The sequence below is a fragment of the Comamonas sp. w2-DMI genome (assembly GCF_040187735.1).
Classification (GTDB): Bacteria; Pseudomonadota; Gammaproteobacteria; order Burkholderiales; family Burkholderiaceae_C; genus Comamonas; species Comamonas terrae.
The window spans coordinates 47442-62008 of the sequence record NZ_JBANEL010000003.1 but is presented as its reverse complement, the minus strand read 5'-3'; the positions used below and the strand labels follow the sequence as shown (position 1 = coordinate 62008).

Sequence of the window (14567 nt, the reverse complement as noted above, 5' to 3'; positions counted from 1 at the left end):
GGCCACGGCCAGCGGCATTTCCCAGGGAGGGTGTCACCCACATATGGGCTGCCGGAGAATGGTCAATGCACCGGCTGGCCGAGCCGTTTGCTCGCCCTTGATATGGCGTAGTTCACGAGGCAGTAAAGCGCCGCAACAACGAGGTACACGGGCACCAGCGCATGGTAGTTGGCAATGAGCACCTTGGCGTTCTGCATGAGTTCGCCGTAGGTGACGACGTAGCCGAAGGTGGTGTCCTTGACCACGATGACCAGTTGCGCGACCAGTGCCGGAACGATGTAGCGAACGGCCTGCGGGAAGACGACGTGGAAGAAGACCTGGGACTCGGTCAGCCCCAGGCTTCGCCCGGCATCGGCCTGGCCGCGGGGAACGGCAAGCACGCCCGCACGGTATACCTCGGCCACCACGGCGGCCGTACTCAGGCTGACCGGCAAGGTCAGCATCCAGTAGGTGCTCAGCTTGATCCCGATCGACGGCAGCACCAGAAAGCACACATAGATGAGCAGCAGCGTCGGCGTGCCGCGCAGGAACTCGATGACCGCGATGCTCGGCCAGCGCACCAGCCGCGTGCGTGCCAGGCGCCCCACCAGCAGCACCAGCCCCAGGGCCAGCGCGATGGCGGCGGCCATCGCCGCCGATGCCAGCGTGCCGAGCAGGCCTTTGGCCAGAAAGGCCCAGGTCGTCGGCCAGGCGAAGAATTCCCAGAAGGGAGCATCGAGCTGCCCTGCGGAATGGAACCTGAACACGATGCCCGCGGCGAGCAGGAGCAGCACGGCCGCGGCGATCGCGCTCATGGCCCGTGCCAAGGTCCGGGCCCGGGGGCCCGGCGCGCCAAACAGGATGTCTTCCAGAGTGCGGCTCATCGCAGTATCCGCACCTTCTTTTCCAGGACGGCGCCAGCCCAGGCAATGAGCAATCCGGTCGCCACGTACATCGCGGCGGCCACCGCGAATGCGGCCATGCCGGCTGCGGAGTCGTTGGCGATCTTGGATACGAGGGCGGTGAGTTCACGGCCCGGAAACGGCACCTGCGACGCCAGCGAAGTCGACAGCATCAGCGCGATGAGCAGCGAGGTCATGGGCTGCACCACCGCACGCAATGCCTGCGGCAGCACCACCGCAGAGATGATCTGCATGGGCCGCATGCCCAGGCTGAGCGCGGCCTCGATCTGGCCGCCGGCAATGGTGTTGATGCCCGAGCGCAGGTAGTCCGCCGTGAACGCGGAACAGACCAGCGTCAACGTCAGGATCACGCTGGGCTCGTAATCAATCACGACCTCGAGATCGGGCAGCGCGAACACGATGAAGATCAGCAGCGCCACGCTGGGAATGTTGCGGAAGATCTCGACATAGCCGGTCAGCACCCAGCGCAGCGGCGGCAGCGGCAGCAGCCGCAGCACCGCCACGGCCATGCCCAGCAGGAACCCGGGCACGAACGACACCACGGTGAGCTTCCATGTCAGCAAGAGGGCCTGCCAGAAGGCAGGCCCATGGTCGGCCAGGAGCCTGGAGACCGCCTCCATCGCTTACGGGATGGCTGGCGGCGTCGGAACGGCCGTGCTGCCGGTGCGCTGCCCGATGGATATGGTCCAGAGCTTGGCCCAGGTGCCGTCGGCTTCCAGCTTCTTCAGGAAGGCATTGACGAAGGCCACGCCGTCCGAACCCTTGGGCAACCCGATGCCGTAGGGATCCTGTTCACCGAAAGGCGCCCCAGCCAGCCGTGCGTTGCTGGCGCCGAGGCTCAGCGTGTTGAGCAGCAGCGTGTAGTCGGTGACGTAGGCGTCCACGCGTCCCTGGCGCAGGGCATCGAGGGACTCCTGGTGCGTCTGGAATTCCTGTACGACAGCCTTGGGAGCGTACTGCGCGAGTATCGCCGGCCCCGTGGAGCCCGCCTGCGTGGCGACCTTCTTGCCTGCCAGATCGGCGTACGACTGGATCGACTTGTTGTTCGCCTTGACCAGTACGCCGGCCTGCGAGGCGTAGTAAGGGCCGGCGAACGAGATTTTCTCGGCGCGCGCGGGCGTGATGGAGTAGGTGGCGATCACCATGTCCACCTGATTGTTGATGAGCACCTGCTCGCGGGTGGACGAGGTCACCTGCGCGAACTGGTACCTGGCCCCGTCGCCCAGGATGTAGCGCGTGAGGAGTTGGGCCAAGCCGGCGTCGAAGCCGCGGATCTTGCCGTCCTTCTCGTTGAGCAGCGAGAAAAGATTCGAGGTTTGTACGCTGCCCAGGCGCAGCGTGCCGGCCTGCTTGATCTTGCTGGCCCAGGTGCTCGCGCGAACAGTCGCGGCATCGGCGACGGGGCCCTGCGCAACCAGGGCGTCAAACGCCGCCGCATCGATGGGCGCACCCTGCGCGAAAACCGATCCGCCGGTCAGGATCGCCAGGGCCGCCACGGTGGACTTCAGAATGGATTGGATCGACATGCGGTCTTCTTGGATGGTCTGTGACGAAAATCAATATACAGCAGCATCGGAAATGCGGAGCGCGCGGCGCCCGCGCGGGCCGCCATGGTGCGCACGATCCGGACTTCTCCGGCGATGCCCGGCCGGCCCTCCGGCCGCGCCGAAACAGGCTTGCGGCTCCACCGGAATGTGCAGCGGACATGCCGGCAGGCTTATTTCCCCACGAACGGCAGCTCTGCCGTCTGCGGGACGGGAATGCGGCTGGCCAGCACCTTGTCCAGCGTCTTGCCGTCCATGTCCACCACCTCAAAGCGCCAGTCTTCCCACTCCACGACATCGGCTTCGTTGGGCATGCGGCCCAGCAGGAACATGATCATGCCGCTGAGCGTGTGATAGCGGCCGCGCTCCTCCTCGGGCACGGCATCCAGGCCCAGATGGTCCTTGAGCTCGGGAACGGGAATGTGGCCGTCCAGCAGCCAGCTGCCGTCCTCGCGCTGCACGGCCCAGCTGGACTCCAGGTCGCGCGGCTGGAATTCGCCCGTGATGGCCTCGATCAGGTCCTTGAGCGTGACGATGCCCTGCACTTCGCCGTACTCGTCGATGACGAAGGCCATGTGCACATCCGACGTGCGGAAGTTGTCCAGCAGTTCCATGCCCGTGATGGTCTCGGGCACGTACAGCGCGGTCTGCAGCGGCTGGTCCCTGAGCTCGCGGCTGCCGCCGGATGAAAGCACGGCGCTGGCCAGCCACTGGCGCGCATTGAGCACGCCCACGATGTTGTTCATGTCGCCGCGGATCACCGGAAAGCGCGCATGGTCGGCCTGCTCGATGCGCCGCAGATTGGTCTCGAAGCTGTCGTCGATGTCCAGGCACACCACGTCGCTGCGCGGCACCATGAGGGAGCCGATCTGGCGGTCATCCAGCCGGAACACGTTGCGCACCATGGTGTGTTCCTGGGATTCGATCACGCCGGCCGTGCGGCCCTCGACCAGCATGGCGTGGATTTCCTCCTCCGTGACCGCGTTGACCGCATCCTCCTTGACGCCGATGACCTTGAGCAGGCCGCGCGTGGATGCCGACAGCAGCCAGACGAAAGGCTTGGTCGCCAGCGCCAGGAAGTTGATGGGGCGCGAGATCAGGCGCGCCAGCGCCTCCGGATGGGTCTGGCCCAGGCGCTTGGGCACGAGCTCGCCCACCACGATGGAGAAATACGTGATGAACACCACGACCAGGATGGTGGACAGATAGCCTGCGTACTGCGCGCTCAGGCCCATGGCGATCATCCAGTCCTTCAGCGGGCCGGCCAGGGCCGACTCGCCCACGATGCCGTTGAGCACGCCGATGGAAGTGATGCCGATCTGGATGGTGGAAAGAAAGCGCGTCGGGTCTTCGCCCAGCTTCACGGCCGCAGCTGCGCCGCTATCGCCCTCATCCACCAGTTTTTGCATCCGGGTCTTGCGCGCTGTCACCAGCGCGATTTCGGACATGGCAAAGACGCCGTTCAGGCAGATCAGGGCGAAAAGTATGGCTATTTCCATAGTCAGGCACCCGCGTTATCCGATGGGTTTGCTGGCGCCTCGGTCATTGAACAAGGTTTGATTCTATGAAAACCCTGGTGCCGCCAGGCGTTTTCATAGGCAGGCGTCAGCCAGGGAATTGCCGCCCCGGCCGCCTGACAAGCCGATCGCAGCCCACCGCGGCGTGCCCCCAGCAGGCGTATGTGAGCACCTCCTGCCGCCATCCGGCCTGCACGGATCCGGCAAAGGAGCAAATGCATTTTCAGATATATATGAAGGACAAAATAATCGTTTGTTTTTATAAGGGGCCCCTCTACAGTTCGCCCCATGCACGATTTCGCGTTCATCTTTGCTGGTTTTTTCGTGGGCCTGATCGTCGGCCTCACGGGTGTGGGCGGCGGCTCACTGATGACGCCTGTGCTCATCTTTTTCTTTGGCGTCAAGCCCTATCTGGCCGTCGGCACCGACCTGCTGTTCGCGGCCTTCACCAAGATGGGCGGCACCGTGAGCCTGGCCCGCCAGCGCCTGGTGCCCTGGCGCGTGGTCGGCCAGCTGTGCCTGGGCAGCATCCCGGCGGCGCTGCTGGCGCTGTGGGCGCTCAGGGAGCTGGGCCCGGCCAGTGCGCAGGCCCAGCACATCATGACCACCACGCTGGGGCTGGCCCTGCTGCTGACGGCCAGCGCCACGCTCTACAAGGTAGTGGTGTTTTCCCACAAGCGCCAGCGCGAGGAACACGGCCGCCGCACCGGCAGCGGCCCCGATGCGCTGCGCCCGCGACACTGGAGCCTGCCCGTGCTGCTGGGCGCCGTGATCGGCACGCTGGTCACCTTCACTTCGGTCGGCGCGGGCGCCATCGGCGTCACCGTGCTGCTGCTGGTCTACCCGCTCCTGCCGCTGCCGCGCATCATCGGCGCCGATATCGCCTACGCCGTGCCGCTGACGCTGCTGGCGGGCCTGGGCCACGCCACGCTGGGCTCCGTCGACTGGCCGCTGCTCGCGCAGCTGCTGGCAGGCTCGCTGCCCGGCATCTGGCTGGGTTCCCGCCTGGTCACCCGTACGCCGGAGCGCCTGATCCGTTCGCTTCTTTCCGTGCTGCTCGCCTGGGCGGGCGCCAAACTGGTTTTGATCTGACCCCACCATGTACCAATACACAGAATTCGACCAACAATTCGTCAAGCTCCGCGCCCAGCAGTTCCGTGACCAGCTTGAGCGCTGGCAGCGCGGAGAGCTGACCGACGAGCAGCTGCTGCCGCTGCGCCTGCAAAACGGCTGGTACATCCAGCGCTACGCGCCCATGGCCCGCATCGCCGTGCCGTATGGTGAGATCAGCAGCGCCCAGCTGCGCATGCTGGCCCGCATCGCCCGCGAATACGACAAGCCCGAGCCCGAGCTGCTGGCCCACGCCCAGGCCACGCAGGACCAGCTGCAGGCCGCCCAGCCCGGGCTGACGCTGGCCGCCGCGCCGCTGAAATACGGCTACGGCCACTTCACCACGCGCACCAACGTGCAGTTCAACTGGATTCCCATCACCAAGGCCGCTGACGTGATGGACCTGCTGGCCAGCGTGCACATGCACGGCATCCAGACCAGCGGCAACACCATCCGCAACATCACCAGCGAGGCGTACGAAGGCATCGCCGAGGACGGCATCGTCGATGCCCGTCCGTTTGCCGAAATCCTGCGCCAGTGGAGCACGCTGCACCCCGAGTTCGCCTTCCTGCCGCGCAAGTTCAAGATCGCCTTCAACGGCTCCGCCGAGGACCGCGCGGCCACCGGCTGGTACGACATCGGCCTGCAGGCGCTCAAGAATGCCGAAGGCGAAGTCGGCTTCACCGTCAAGGTCGGCGGCGGCATGGGCCGCACGCCCGTGATCGGCACCGTGGTGCGCGAGTTCCTGCCCTGGAACCAGCTGCTCAACTACATCGAGGCCGTGGTGCGCGTCTACAACGGCTACGGCCGCCGCGACAACAAGTGGAAGGCCCGCATCAAGATCCTCGTCAAGGCCGAGGGCCAGAAGTTCATCGACGCGGTGGAGGCCGAATACCAGGCCATCGTCGAGCAGGACGGCGCCCCGCACACCATCACCCAGGCCGAGCTGGACCGCGTGAGCGCCAACTTCGTGGTGCCCGAACTCAAGCCCGCCAACCTGCCCTCATCCGTCAAGACCGACGGCCAGCTCTACCAGCGCTGGCTGCAGCAGAACGTGCGCGGCCACCGCCTGCCCGGCATGCGCGCCGTCACCTTGTCGTTCAAGCGCGTGGGCTTTGCCCCTGGCGACGCCGACGCCGACACCATCGACGCACTGGCCCGGCTCGCCGACCAGTTCTCGGCCGGCGAGGCGCGCCTGACGCACGACCAGAACCTGATGCTGCCCTGGGTCTTCGAGTCCGACCTGCCGGCGCTCTACGAAGCCGCCCGCGCCCTGGGCCTGGCCCAGCCCAACATCGGCCTGCTGACCGACATGATCGCCTGCCCCGGCGGCGACTTCTGCGCGCTGGCCAATGCCCGCTCGCTGCCCATCGCAGCGGCCATCACCGAGCGCTACCAGGACCTGGACGAGGTGTTCGACCTCGGCCCCATCGACCTGCACATGAGCGGCTGCATCAACAGCTGCGGCCACCACCACAGCGGCCACATCGGCATCCTGGGCGTCGACAAGGACGGCAAGGAGTGGTACCAGATCACGCTGGGCGGCGCCGACGGCTCCACGCTCTCCGGCCCCGCCATCGCCGGCAAGGTGGTCGGCCCCTCGTTCTCGGCGGCCGAAGTGCCCGACGTGATCGAGGCCGTGCTCTCCACCTACCGCGAGCTGCGCAAGCCCGGCGAGTTCTTCATCGACGCGCTGCGCCGCATCGGCCACGACCCGTTCAAGGCCGCCGCCAATGCCGCCCGCCATCCCAAGCAGGCCGAAGAAGCCATCGCCGAATAACGCAGCCGCCCCCGAGAGAAACGCCATGAAAATCATTGCTGCCAACGCCGTACCCGCCAGCGACAACGAACTGAAGACGCTGCAGATCGCCAACGACGCCGAGCTGGCCGAAATCGCGGCCAGCGGCGCCCTGCAGGGCGTGGAGCGCATCGAGCTCTCCTTTCCCAAGTTCACCGACGGCCGCGCCTTCAGCCAGGCCGTGCTGCTGCGCCGCCGCTACGGCTTCACCGGCGACATCCGCGCCACCGGCGACGTGCTGATCGACCAGCTGGTGCAGATGGCGCGCAGCGGCTTCACCAGCGCCGTGCTGGCCGAAGGCGTCAACGCCGAGGCCGCCGAGCGCCAGTTCGCGCGCTACAGCGCCTTCTACCAGGGCGATGCGCTGCAGCCCCGCCCCCTCTTTGCCCGCGAATCCGCACAGGAGGCCGCATGAACGCCGTCCATGCTCCCCATGCCGTGAATGCCGCCGAGCTGGCGCGCGTGAACGCCGAACTCGGCCGCGACGCCGCCGCCCTGGTGGACTGGGCCCTGAGCCTGGGCCAGCGCGCCATCGTCACCACCAACTTCCGTCCGTTCGAGGCCGTGATCCTGCACATGGTCACGCGCGTGCAGCCCGACGTGCCCGTCATCTGGATGGACAACGGCTACAACACCGAGGCCACCTACCAGTTCGCCGACGCAGTCACCCGCCAGCTGGGGCTGAATCTCAAGATCTACCTGCCGCTGCGCTCGCGCGCCCACCGCGAGGCCGTCGAAGGCCCCACGCCCGCGCTCGACGATCCACGCCACGCGGCCTTCACCGAGGAAGTCAAGCTCGAGCCGTTCGCCCGCGCCCTGCGCGAGACCGCACCCCAGGTCTGGTTCACCGCGCTGCGCGCCACCGACAGCGCCGTGCGCGCCCAGATGGAGCCGGTGAGCATCAACCCCGACGGCCTGATCAAGGTGGCACCGCTGCTGCACTGGTCGTCCAAGGATTTGTACGAATACTGCGAAAAGCACGGCCTGCCCAACAACTTCGACTATGTGGACCCGACCAAGGGCGAAGAGCAGCGCGAGTGCGGACTCCATCTCGCCCACTAAGAAAAACGATAGCTGTCAGCGCTTGATGCACAAGCGCCAGAGCCCTGTTTGATTGGAAAACAAATGAATGCCCGTGTTGACACTTCCGTTCTGACTCACCTCAGCAACAGCCATCTGGACGCACTGGAAGAAGAAACCATCTTCATCCTGCGCGAAGTGGCTGCCGCCTTCGAGCGCCCTGCCCTGCTGTTCTCGGGCGGCAAGGATTCGCTGGTCATGCTCAAGTGCGCCGAGAAGGCCTTCGGCGCCGGCCGGATTCCCTACCCGCTGCTGATGATCGACACCGGCCACAACTTCCCCGAGGTGACCGACTTCCGCGACCAGCGCGCCAAGGAGCTTGGCGCCGAGCTGATCGTGCGCAGCGTGGAGGACTCCATGGCCCGCGGCACGGTGCGCCTGGCCCATCCCGGCGAATCGCGCAACGTGCACCAGTCGGTGACGCTGCTCGAGGCCATCGAGGAATTCCGCTTCGACGCGCTGATCGGCGGTGCCCGCCGCGACGAGGAAAAGGCCCGCGCCAAGGAGCGCATCTTCTCCCACCGCGACAGCTTCGGCCAATGGCAGCCCAAGGCCCAGCGCCCCGAGCTGTGGACGCTGTTCAACACCCGCATAGCCCCGGGCGAACATTTCCGCGTGTTCCCCATCAGCAACTGGACCGAGCTGGACGTGTGGCAGTACATCGCCCGCGAGAACATCGCCCTGCCCAGCATCTACTACACCCATCAGCGGGAGGTCGTGGAGCGCAAGGGCCTGCTGGTTCCGGTCACCCCCCTGACCCCGCCGCGCGAAGGCGAGCAGGTCGTGGTGCGCGACGTGCGCTTTCGCACCGTGGGCGACATCACCTGCACCTGCCCGGTGGAAAGCGATGCCGCGACCGCCGAGGACATCGTGATCGAAACCCTGGCCGCCGAGGTCAGCGAGCGTGGCGCCACCCGCATGGACGACAAGACCAGCGAAGCCTCCATGGAAAAGCGCAAGAAGGACGGGTATTTCTAAGGCTCCCCCCGAGCGGCTGCGCCGCTTCCCCCTCTCTCGCTTCGCGGGAGGGGGACGACACCCTCGATGCGCGGCGGCGCTTCCTCGGTGTCCCTCCGTTGGGCTGTGCCTGATCAAAGAAAGAATGCGATGACTGAAACTATCAAATCCGTAGCTGCTGGCGCAATCACATCAAGCGCTGCAGGCCAATCTCTCCCAAATTCCGACCATGCCTCCGCGCTGCGCTTCATCACCTGCGGCTCGGTGGACGACGGCAAGAGCACGCTGATCGGCCGCCTGCTGGTGGACACCAAGGCCGTGCTGCAGGATCACCTGGCCGGCGTGACCAAGTCGGGCGAGACCGACCTGGCCCTGCTGACCGACGGCCTGTCGGCCGAGCGCGAGCAAGGCATCACCATCGATGTGGCCTACCGCTACTTCGCCACCGAGCAGCGCAAGTTCATCATCGGCGACGCGCCCGGCCATGAACAGTACACCCGCAACATGGTCACGGCCGCTTCGAGCGCCGACGCCGCCGTGGTGCTGGTGGATGCCACCAAGCTCGACTGGAAGAACCCCGATCTGCAGCTGCTGCCGCAGACGCGCCGCCACAGCCTGCTGGTGCACCTGCTGCGCGTGCATTCGCTGGTGTTCGCAGTGAACAAGCTCGACGCCGTGGCCGACCCGGCGCTGGCCTTTGCCCACATCGGCGCCGCGCTGCACAAGTTCGCGCAGTCGGCCGGCATCCGGGTGGCCGCCACCGTGCCCGTGTCGGCGCTCAAGGGCTTCAACGTGGTCAACGCCCAGGCCGGCTGGGCCGGCTATGAAGGCCCCAGCCTGCTGCAGCTGCTGGAACAGCTGCCCAACACCCCGGCCGACGTGGCGCTGCCGCTGGCCTTCCCCGTGCAGTGGGTGGAGAAGTTCTCCTCCTCGGCCGACACCAGCCAGGGCCGCCGCGTGTTCTGGGGCCGCGTGGCCGCGGGCGCGGCCCAGGTCGGTGCCCAGGTGCAGATCCTGCCCAGCGGCCAGCTGGCCACGGTGGCCCAGGTCATCGACCATGCACGCGTGCCCAAGGCCGTGAATGCCGGCCTGTCGGCCGGCATCACGCTGGACCGCGAGGTGGACGTATCGCGCGGCGACTGGATCGTGGCCGCGCCCGTGGCAGCCCAGGCCGCCGAAGACGATTTCGATACACCCGCTGCCTCCGTTCCCTGGCCCGCCAGCCGCGAGCTGACCGCCACCGTGGCCTGGATGGACAACGAGCCGCTGGTGCCCGGCCGCGTGTACTGGGCGCTGCACGGCCACCGCTGGGTCAAGGCCAAGGCGCGCCGCGTGCAGCACCGCCTCAACATCAACACCCTGGCGCAGGAAGCGGCCGAGCAGCTCGAAGCCAATGCCATCGGCCAGGTGGAGCTGGTGCTGCAGGAAGCCATTCCCGCCGCGCCCTTTGCCAGGGCGCGCCAGCTGGGCTCGCTCATCCTCGTGGATACGGCCAGCCACGCCACGGCCGGCGCGGCCCTGGTGAACTGAGCGCCGCCGCGCGCAGCCGGTGCGCCGGAATCAGCGCATCGGCGCGCGGCAGCAGCAGCCCGCCGACACGGCGCGCAGCCCTGAAACCGCGTCGCGCCAGCCAGCTTTGCACCGCCCGTCCTGGCACCGAGCGGAAAAATCCTAGAATTGCAGGGTTTCAGCCACCCTTTTCTTATAAATAGAACCCCAATGACTCACGTCGTCACCGAAAACTGCATCAAGTGCAAATACACCGATTGCGTGGATGTTTGCCCCGTGGACTGCTTCCGCGAAGGCCCGAACTTCCTGGTCATCGATCCCGACGAATGCATTGACTGCGCCGTGTGCATTCCCGAATGCCCGGCCAATGCCATCTTTGCCGAAGAGGACGTGCCGGCCGACCAGCTGGCCTTCATCAAGCTCAACGCCGAGCTGTCCCTGGCCAAGGGCTGGAAGAGCATCACCAAGCGCAAGGCCTCGCTGCCCGACGCAGACGAGTGGAATGGCAAGCCGAACAAGATGGATTTGCTGGAGCGCTAAGCCGCTGCCGGGGCTGTGTGCGCTACGCTTGCCGGCATGAGCGCCACTCCAGCCCCCGCCTCCCAGGCCCCGCAGACCTCCTGCGCGAATCCCCTCCTTGCCTCTCCCATTGAAACCGATGCCCTGATCATCGGTGCCGGCCCCGCAGGGCTGTTCCAGGCCTTCCAGCTCGGCCTGCAAGGGATTGCGTCCCATCTGGTCGACGCACTGCCCCATGTCGGCGGCCAGTGCGCCCAGTTGTACGGCCACAAGCCGATCTACGACATCCCCGGCATTCCCGTCTGCACGGGCGCCGAACTGGTGCAGTTGCTGGAGCGGCAGATCGCTCCCATGCAGGTGCCGCGCCACCTGTCCCAGCAGGTCGAGTCGCTGCAGCAGCGCGACGACGGCCGCTGGCTGGCGCAGACCACGGCGGGCACCCTGTTCGCCGCGCGCAGCGTGTTCATGGCCGCCGGTGTCGGCGCCTTCGTGCCCAAGGCGCTCAAGGTGCCCGGCGTCGACGGTCTGCTTCCCGAGCAATTGCACTACCACCCGCTGCAGCTGGACATGGCCTCGGGCCGCACCGTGCTGGTCTATGGCGGCGACGAGGAGGCGGTGAACGCCGCCATCGCGTGTGCATCCTCCTGCGCCGATCCCCAGTCGTCCGGTGGCGCGGGTGCCGCCAAAACCTATCTCATGCACCGGCGCGATGCCTTCCAGGCCGAACCGCAGCAGCTGGCCCGCCTGCGGCAGCTGCGCGACAGCGGCGCCATCGAGGTCGTGATCGGCCAGATCACCGAAGTGCGGCATGCGGCTGGCCGGCTCGGTGCCGTACAGTGGATGGACGGCGAGGGCCGGGAGCATCTTCTCTGCATCGACATGCTGCTGGTCTTTCTCGGCATCTCGCCGCGCCTGGGCCCCATCAGCGACTGGGGCCTGTCCATCGAGCGCAAGCAGCTGGTGGTCGACCCAGCCACCCAGGCCACCAGCGCGGCGGGCATCTACGCCGTGGGCGACATCGTGACCTACCCGGGCAAGAAGAAGCTCATCCTCTGCGCCTTCCACGAGGCCACCATGGCCGCCTTTGCCGCCGCCGAATACCTGCAAGGGGAAAAGCCGCTGCTGCAGTACACGACGACCAGCGCCAAGCTGCACGCAATCCTGGGCGTCGCGCATCCCGGCGCACAGTGATGCCTGCAGGCATTGCGCCATCCGCTCCTCTTTAAGAAGCTGCCAGCGCAATGCCCTCCTTGGTTTCAGCCATTGATCCATCTGGAAACCATGAAGAGCATGCGCAAGCTGCTATCAAAACATCCAGTCCCGACAGTTCCAGGCTGGCGATCGCAGAAGGCCGGCGCAGGCCCCACAGGGATGGCGCTATTATTTTTTCGGTTCCCGGCCTTCAGTTTGCGCGGCAGTTGCCGATAGCCAGAACATCACCACTATTGGACGCCTATGCTGGTTGCACCCCAAGAAGCCCCCACCCCGGCTGCAACGCCGGCTGCCTCACGCAGTGGCCTGTTCCAGATGCCGCTGTTCCATCCCGGCACCGAAGTCACGCAGAACGGCCGACGCGAAAAGGTCAGCCACGTGATCCTGCGCCGCCGCGAAATCATGGTCTACCTCGAAGGCCAGGAAGAGCCCGTCAAGCCCGAGCGCCTGAGCCTGGCTCCCACGACGTTCACCACCGAGCGCCGCCCCGAAACGCTGACCTGGTACCTCTGACCAGCGCTGCATGCAAAAAGGCCACTGACGTCCCGGACGTCAGCGGCCTTTGTTCGTGATGGCTCCGGCCTACGCCCTTTGCGCCATCATCTGGCCCAGGCGTACCGCGCCGGCATGCTGCCACTGCGCGTTGAAACGCACGCCCGCGCTCTGGGGGAACAGCAGCACCACGGTGGATCCCAGCTGGAAGCGCCCCATCTCCTCGCCCTGCGCCAGCTCCACCGCCTGCTCGCCGCTGTAATCCCAGCGCTGGATGCGGCCCGGACGCGGAGGATTCACCACGCCATGCCAGACGGTGGCCATGCTGCCCACGATGGTCGCCCCCACCAGCACCAGCACCATGGGGCCGTGCGCCGTATCGAACACGCAGACCACGCGCTCGTTGCGCGCGAACAGGCCGGGCACGCCGCGCGCCGTCACCGGGTTGACCGAGAACAGGTCGCCGGGCACATAAATCATGCTCCGCAACCGGCCTGCGCATGGCATGTGGATGCGGTGGTAGTCCTTGGGGCTCAGATAGATGGTCGCAAAGCTGCCATTGTCGAATGCGCGCGCCAGCTGGGCATCGCCGCCGACCAGGGCGGTGGCGCTGTAATGGTGGCCCTTGGCCTGGAAGATCTGTTCGCCCTCGATCGCACCGAACTGGCTGATGGCCCCGTCCACCGGGCAGATCCAGTCCGCCTGCGCCAGCGGACGCGCGCCATTCCTGAGCGCGCGCGTGAAGAAGGCATTGAAGGTGGCATAGGCCGCGGGATCGGGCTGCGCGGCCTCCGCCATGTCCACACCGTAACGCGCGATGAAGCGCCGGATGACGGCTGTGGTCAACCCACCGGCCTGCGCCTGCGCCAGGCGGCCCATGACAGCGGTAAGCGCCTGCTTGGGCAGCAAATATTGTGAGATTACGGCGAGTCGTTCAGACACAGTGTGGTTTGCTATCAAAGTTATAGACGATGACGCGGGATTCTAGCCAAGCGCGGTGGTGTGCAAGGCCGTGCGCCGAATACTTTGCATCTTGGCCCCAGGTTTCAAGCAAAACCATCATGAATTACCTCAGCAAAGGTGAAAACCGACCACTGACTCCCGGCAGGCATTTTTCCTACCGCCGGGCCTGCAGCCCGCTTGCACCGTGTCTTGGCCGCTACGGTATATCCTGCTGCAGCGCACAAGGGGAAAACCGGCGGGTTACAATCGACGGGCTAAGGTGCACGCTGTTTTTCGTGTCCCTTCTGTGATTGATATCGGCCTTTTGTTCGGTCTGCGCGGTTGAGCGCAGCACATCCACCAGTAGCCGCGTGAGCTTGCTGCCCACGTTCCAGGCCATGCACCGTGGACCTGACGAACGAGCGCCGCTGACGACTTACCTGAGAGATTGAACATATGGCCAAGGAAGAACTGATTGAAATGCAAGGCTCCGTCACGGAAGTCTTGCCCGACTCGCGCTTTCGCGTCACGCTGGACAACGGTCACCAGCTGATCGCCTACACCGGCGGCAAGATGCGCAAGCACCACATCCGCATTCTGGCTGGCGACAAGGTGTCGCTGGAAATGTCGCCCTACGACCTGACCAAGGGCCGCATTACCTTCCGCCATCTGGCCAACCGCGGCCCGGCCCCCTCGGGCGGTTCGCGCTAAGACCGCAAAAGCCTGGCAACGGCATAAAAAAAGCGCGCTTTCCCAAAAGCACGCCTGTTTCCGGGCTAGAATGCCAGCTTACGGAGCGTAGCGCAGCCTGGTAGCGCATCTGCTTTGGGAGCAGAGGGTCGCGAGTTCGAATCCCGCCGCTCCGACCATAAAAGACAACGGCCTACGTGAGAAATCACGCAGGCCGTTTTTCTATGCATTTCCGGGCTCTCCAACGCACTGGAAAGCCCTTCTTGCATGGATCCCGCCGGCCAGGCCTTCAAAC

16 protein-coding genes and 1 tRNA gene are annotated in these 14567 nt (G+C 66.0%); 11 read left to right on the top strand and 6 right to left on the bottom strand.

All coding sequences use genetic code 11. The features are described from left to right. Positions 1-62: 62 nt before the first annotated feature. The 4 genes from V8Z74_RS04745 to V8Z74_RS04730 form a co-directional block, all read right to left on the bottom strand. Positions 63-863 carry an amino acid ABC transporter permease gene (locus V8Z74_RS04745; RefSeq protein WP_349708235.1) on the bottom strand — a complete coding sequence of 267 codons (801 nt, stop codon included), beginning with the start codon at positions 861-863 and terminating at the stop codon, positions 63-65. Beyond that, positions 860-1522: an amino acid ABC transporter permease gene (locus tag V8Z74_RS04740; RefSeq protein WP_349708234.1), complete on the bottom strand. Its 663-nt coding sequence runs from the start codon at positions 1520-1522 to the stop codon at positions 860-862. Before V8Z74_RS04740 ends, V8Z74_RS04745 begins: the two co-directional genes overlap by 4 nt. A gap of 3 nt (positions 1523-1525) precedes the next feature. Next, entirely contained in the window at positions 1526-2428 is a 903-nt protein-coding gene (locus V8Z74_RS04735; protein WP_349708233.1) for a glutamate ABC transporter substrate-binding protein, read from the bottom strand. 191 nt (positions 2429-2619) lie between these two features. Then, positions 2620-3945 (bottom strand): hemolysin family protein, encoded by a 1326-nt coding sequence (locus V8Z74_RS04730; RefSeq protein ID WP_349708232.1) that lies wholly within the window; start codon positions 3943-3945, stop codon positions 2620-2622. Between the two features lie 306 nt (positions 3946-4251). Here V8Z74_RS04730 and V8Z74_RS04725 point away from each other — a divergent pair, with 306 nt between their 5' ends. The 9 genes from V8Z74_RS04725 to V8Z74_RS04685 all read left to right on the top strand — a co-directional run bounded on the left by V8Z74_RS04725 (position 4252) and on the right by V8Z74_RS04685 (position 12661). Next, a complete protein-coding gene (locus V8Z74_RS04725) occupies positions 4252-5055 on the top strand; it encodes a sulfite exporter TauE/SafE family protein (RefSeq protein WP_349708231.1) in 804 nt (267 codons plus the stop codon). A 7-nt stretch (positions 5056-5062) separates the two neighbouring features. After that, positions 5063-6853: a nitrite/sulfite reductase gene (locus V8Z74_RS04720; RefSeq protein ID WP_349708230.1), complete on the top strand. Its 1791-nt coding sequence runs from the start codon at positions 5063-5065 to the stop codon at positions 6851-6853. 25 nt (positions 6854-6878) lie between these two features. Then, positions 6879-7286, top strand: coding sequence for a DUF934 domain-containing protein (locus tag V8Z74_RS04715; protein ID WP_349708229.1), 408 nt, complete (start codon positions 6879-6881; stop codon positions 7284-7286). Continuing rightward, entirely contained in the window at positions 7283-7933 is a 651-nt protein-coding gene (locus tag V8Z74_RS04710; RefSeq protein ID WP_349708228.1) for a phosphoadenosine phosphosulfate reductase domain-containing protein, read from the top strand. Before V8Z74_RS04715 ends, V8Z74_RS04710 begins: the two co-directional genes overlap by 4 nt. Positions 7934-7996: 63 nt before the next feature. Continuing rightward, positions 7997-8929: a sulfate adenylyltransferase subunit CysD gene (cysD, locus tag V8Z74_RS04705; RefSeq protein ID WP_066471072.1), complete on the top strand. Its 933-nt coding sequence runs from the start codon at positions 7997-7999 to the stop codon at positions 8927-8929. Between the two features lie 129 nt (positions 8930-9058). Next, positions 9059-10438 carry a sulfate adenylyltransferase subunit 1 gene (locus V8Z74_RS04700; protein WP_349708226.1) on the top strand — a complete coding sequence of 460 codons (1380 nt, stop codon included), beginning with the start codon at positions 9059-9061 and terminating at the stop codon, positions 10436-10438. 189 nt (positions 10439-10627) lie between these two features. Next, the gene (gene fdxA, locus V8Z74_RS04695) at positions 10628-10957 is read left to right on the top strand and encodes a ferredoxin FdxA (protein ID WP_066471084.1); all 330 of its coding nucleotides are present in this window, start codon (positions 10628-10630) and stop codon (positions 10955-10957) included. Positions 10958-11065: 108 nt separating this feature from the next. Further along, positions 11066-12127 carry an NAD(P)/FAD-dependent oxidoreductase gene (locus V8Z74_RS04690; protein WP_349708435.1) on the top strand — a complete coding sequence of 354 codons (1062 nt, stop codon included), beginning with the start codon at positions 11066-11068 and terminating at the stop codon, positions 12125-12127. A gap of 264 nt (positions 12128-12391) precedes the next feature. Continuing rightward, positions 12392-12661, top strand: a complete 270-nt coding sequence (locus V8Z74_RS04685) for a hypothetical protein (protein WP_066471087.1) — start codon at positions 12392-12394, stop codon at positions 12659-12661. Between the two features lie 69 nt (positions 12662-12730). On the opposite strand, the gene asd is transcribed toward V8Z74_RS04685, so the two are convergent. Beyond that, the gene (gene asd / locus V8Z74_RS04680; protein ID WP_349708225.1) at positions 12731-13582 is read right to left on the bottom strand and encodes an archaetidylserine decarboxylase; all 852 of its coding nucleotides are present in this window, start codon (positions 13580-13582) and stop codon (positions 12731-12733) included. Between the two features lie 217 nt (positions 13583-13799). Then, entirely contained in the window at positions 13800-13982 is a 183-nt protein-coding gene (locus V8Z74_RS04675) for a hypothetical protein (RefSeq protein WP_157081791.1), read from the bottom strand. Positions 13983-14038: 56 nt separating this feature from the next. Here V8Z74_RS04675 and infA point away from each other — a divergent pair, with 56 nt between their 5' ends. Together infA and V8Z74_RS04665 are read left to right on the top strand one after the other, a co-directional pair. Continuing rightward, positions 14039-14293: a translation initiation factor IF-1 gene (infA, locus tag V8Z74_RS04670; RefSeq protein WP_066471098.1), complete on the top strand. Its 255-nt coding sequence runs from the start codon at positions 14039-14041 to the stop codon at positions 14291-14293. 81 nt (positions 14294-14374) lie between these two features. Further along, a tRNA-Pro gene (locus V8Z74_RS04665) sits at positions 14375-14451 on the top strand. Positions 14452-14567 lie beyond the last annotated feature (116 nt).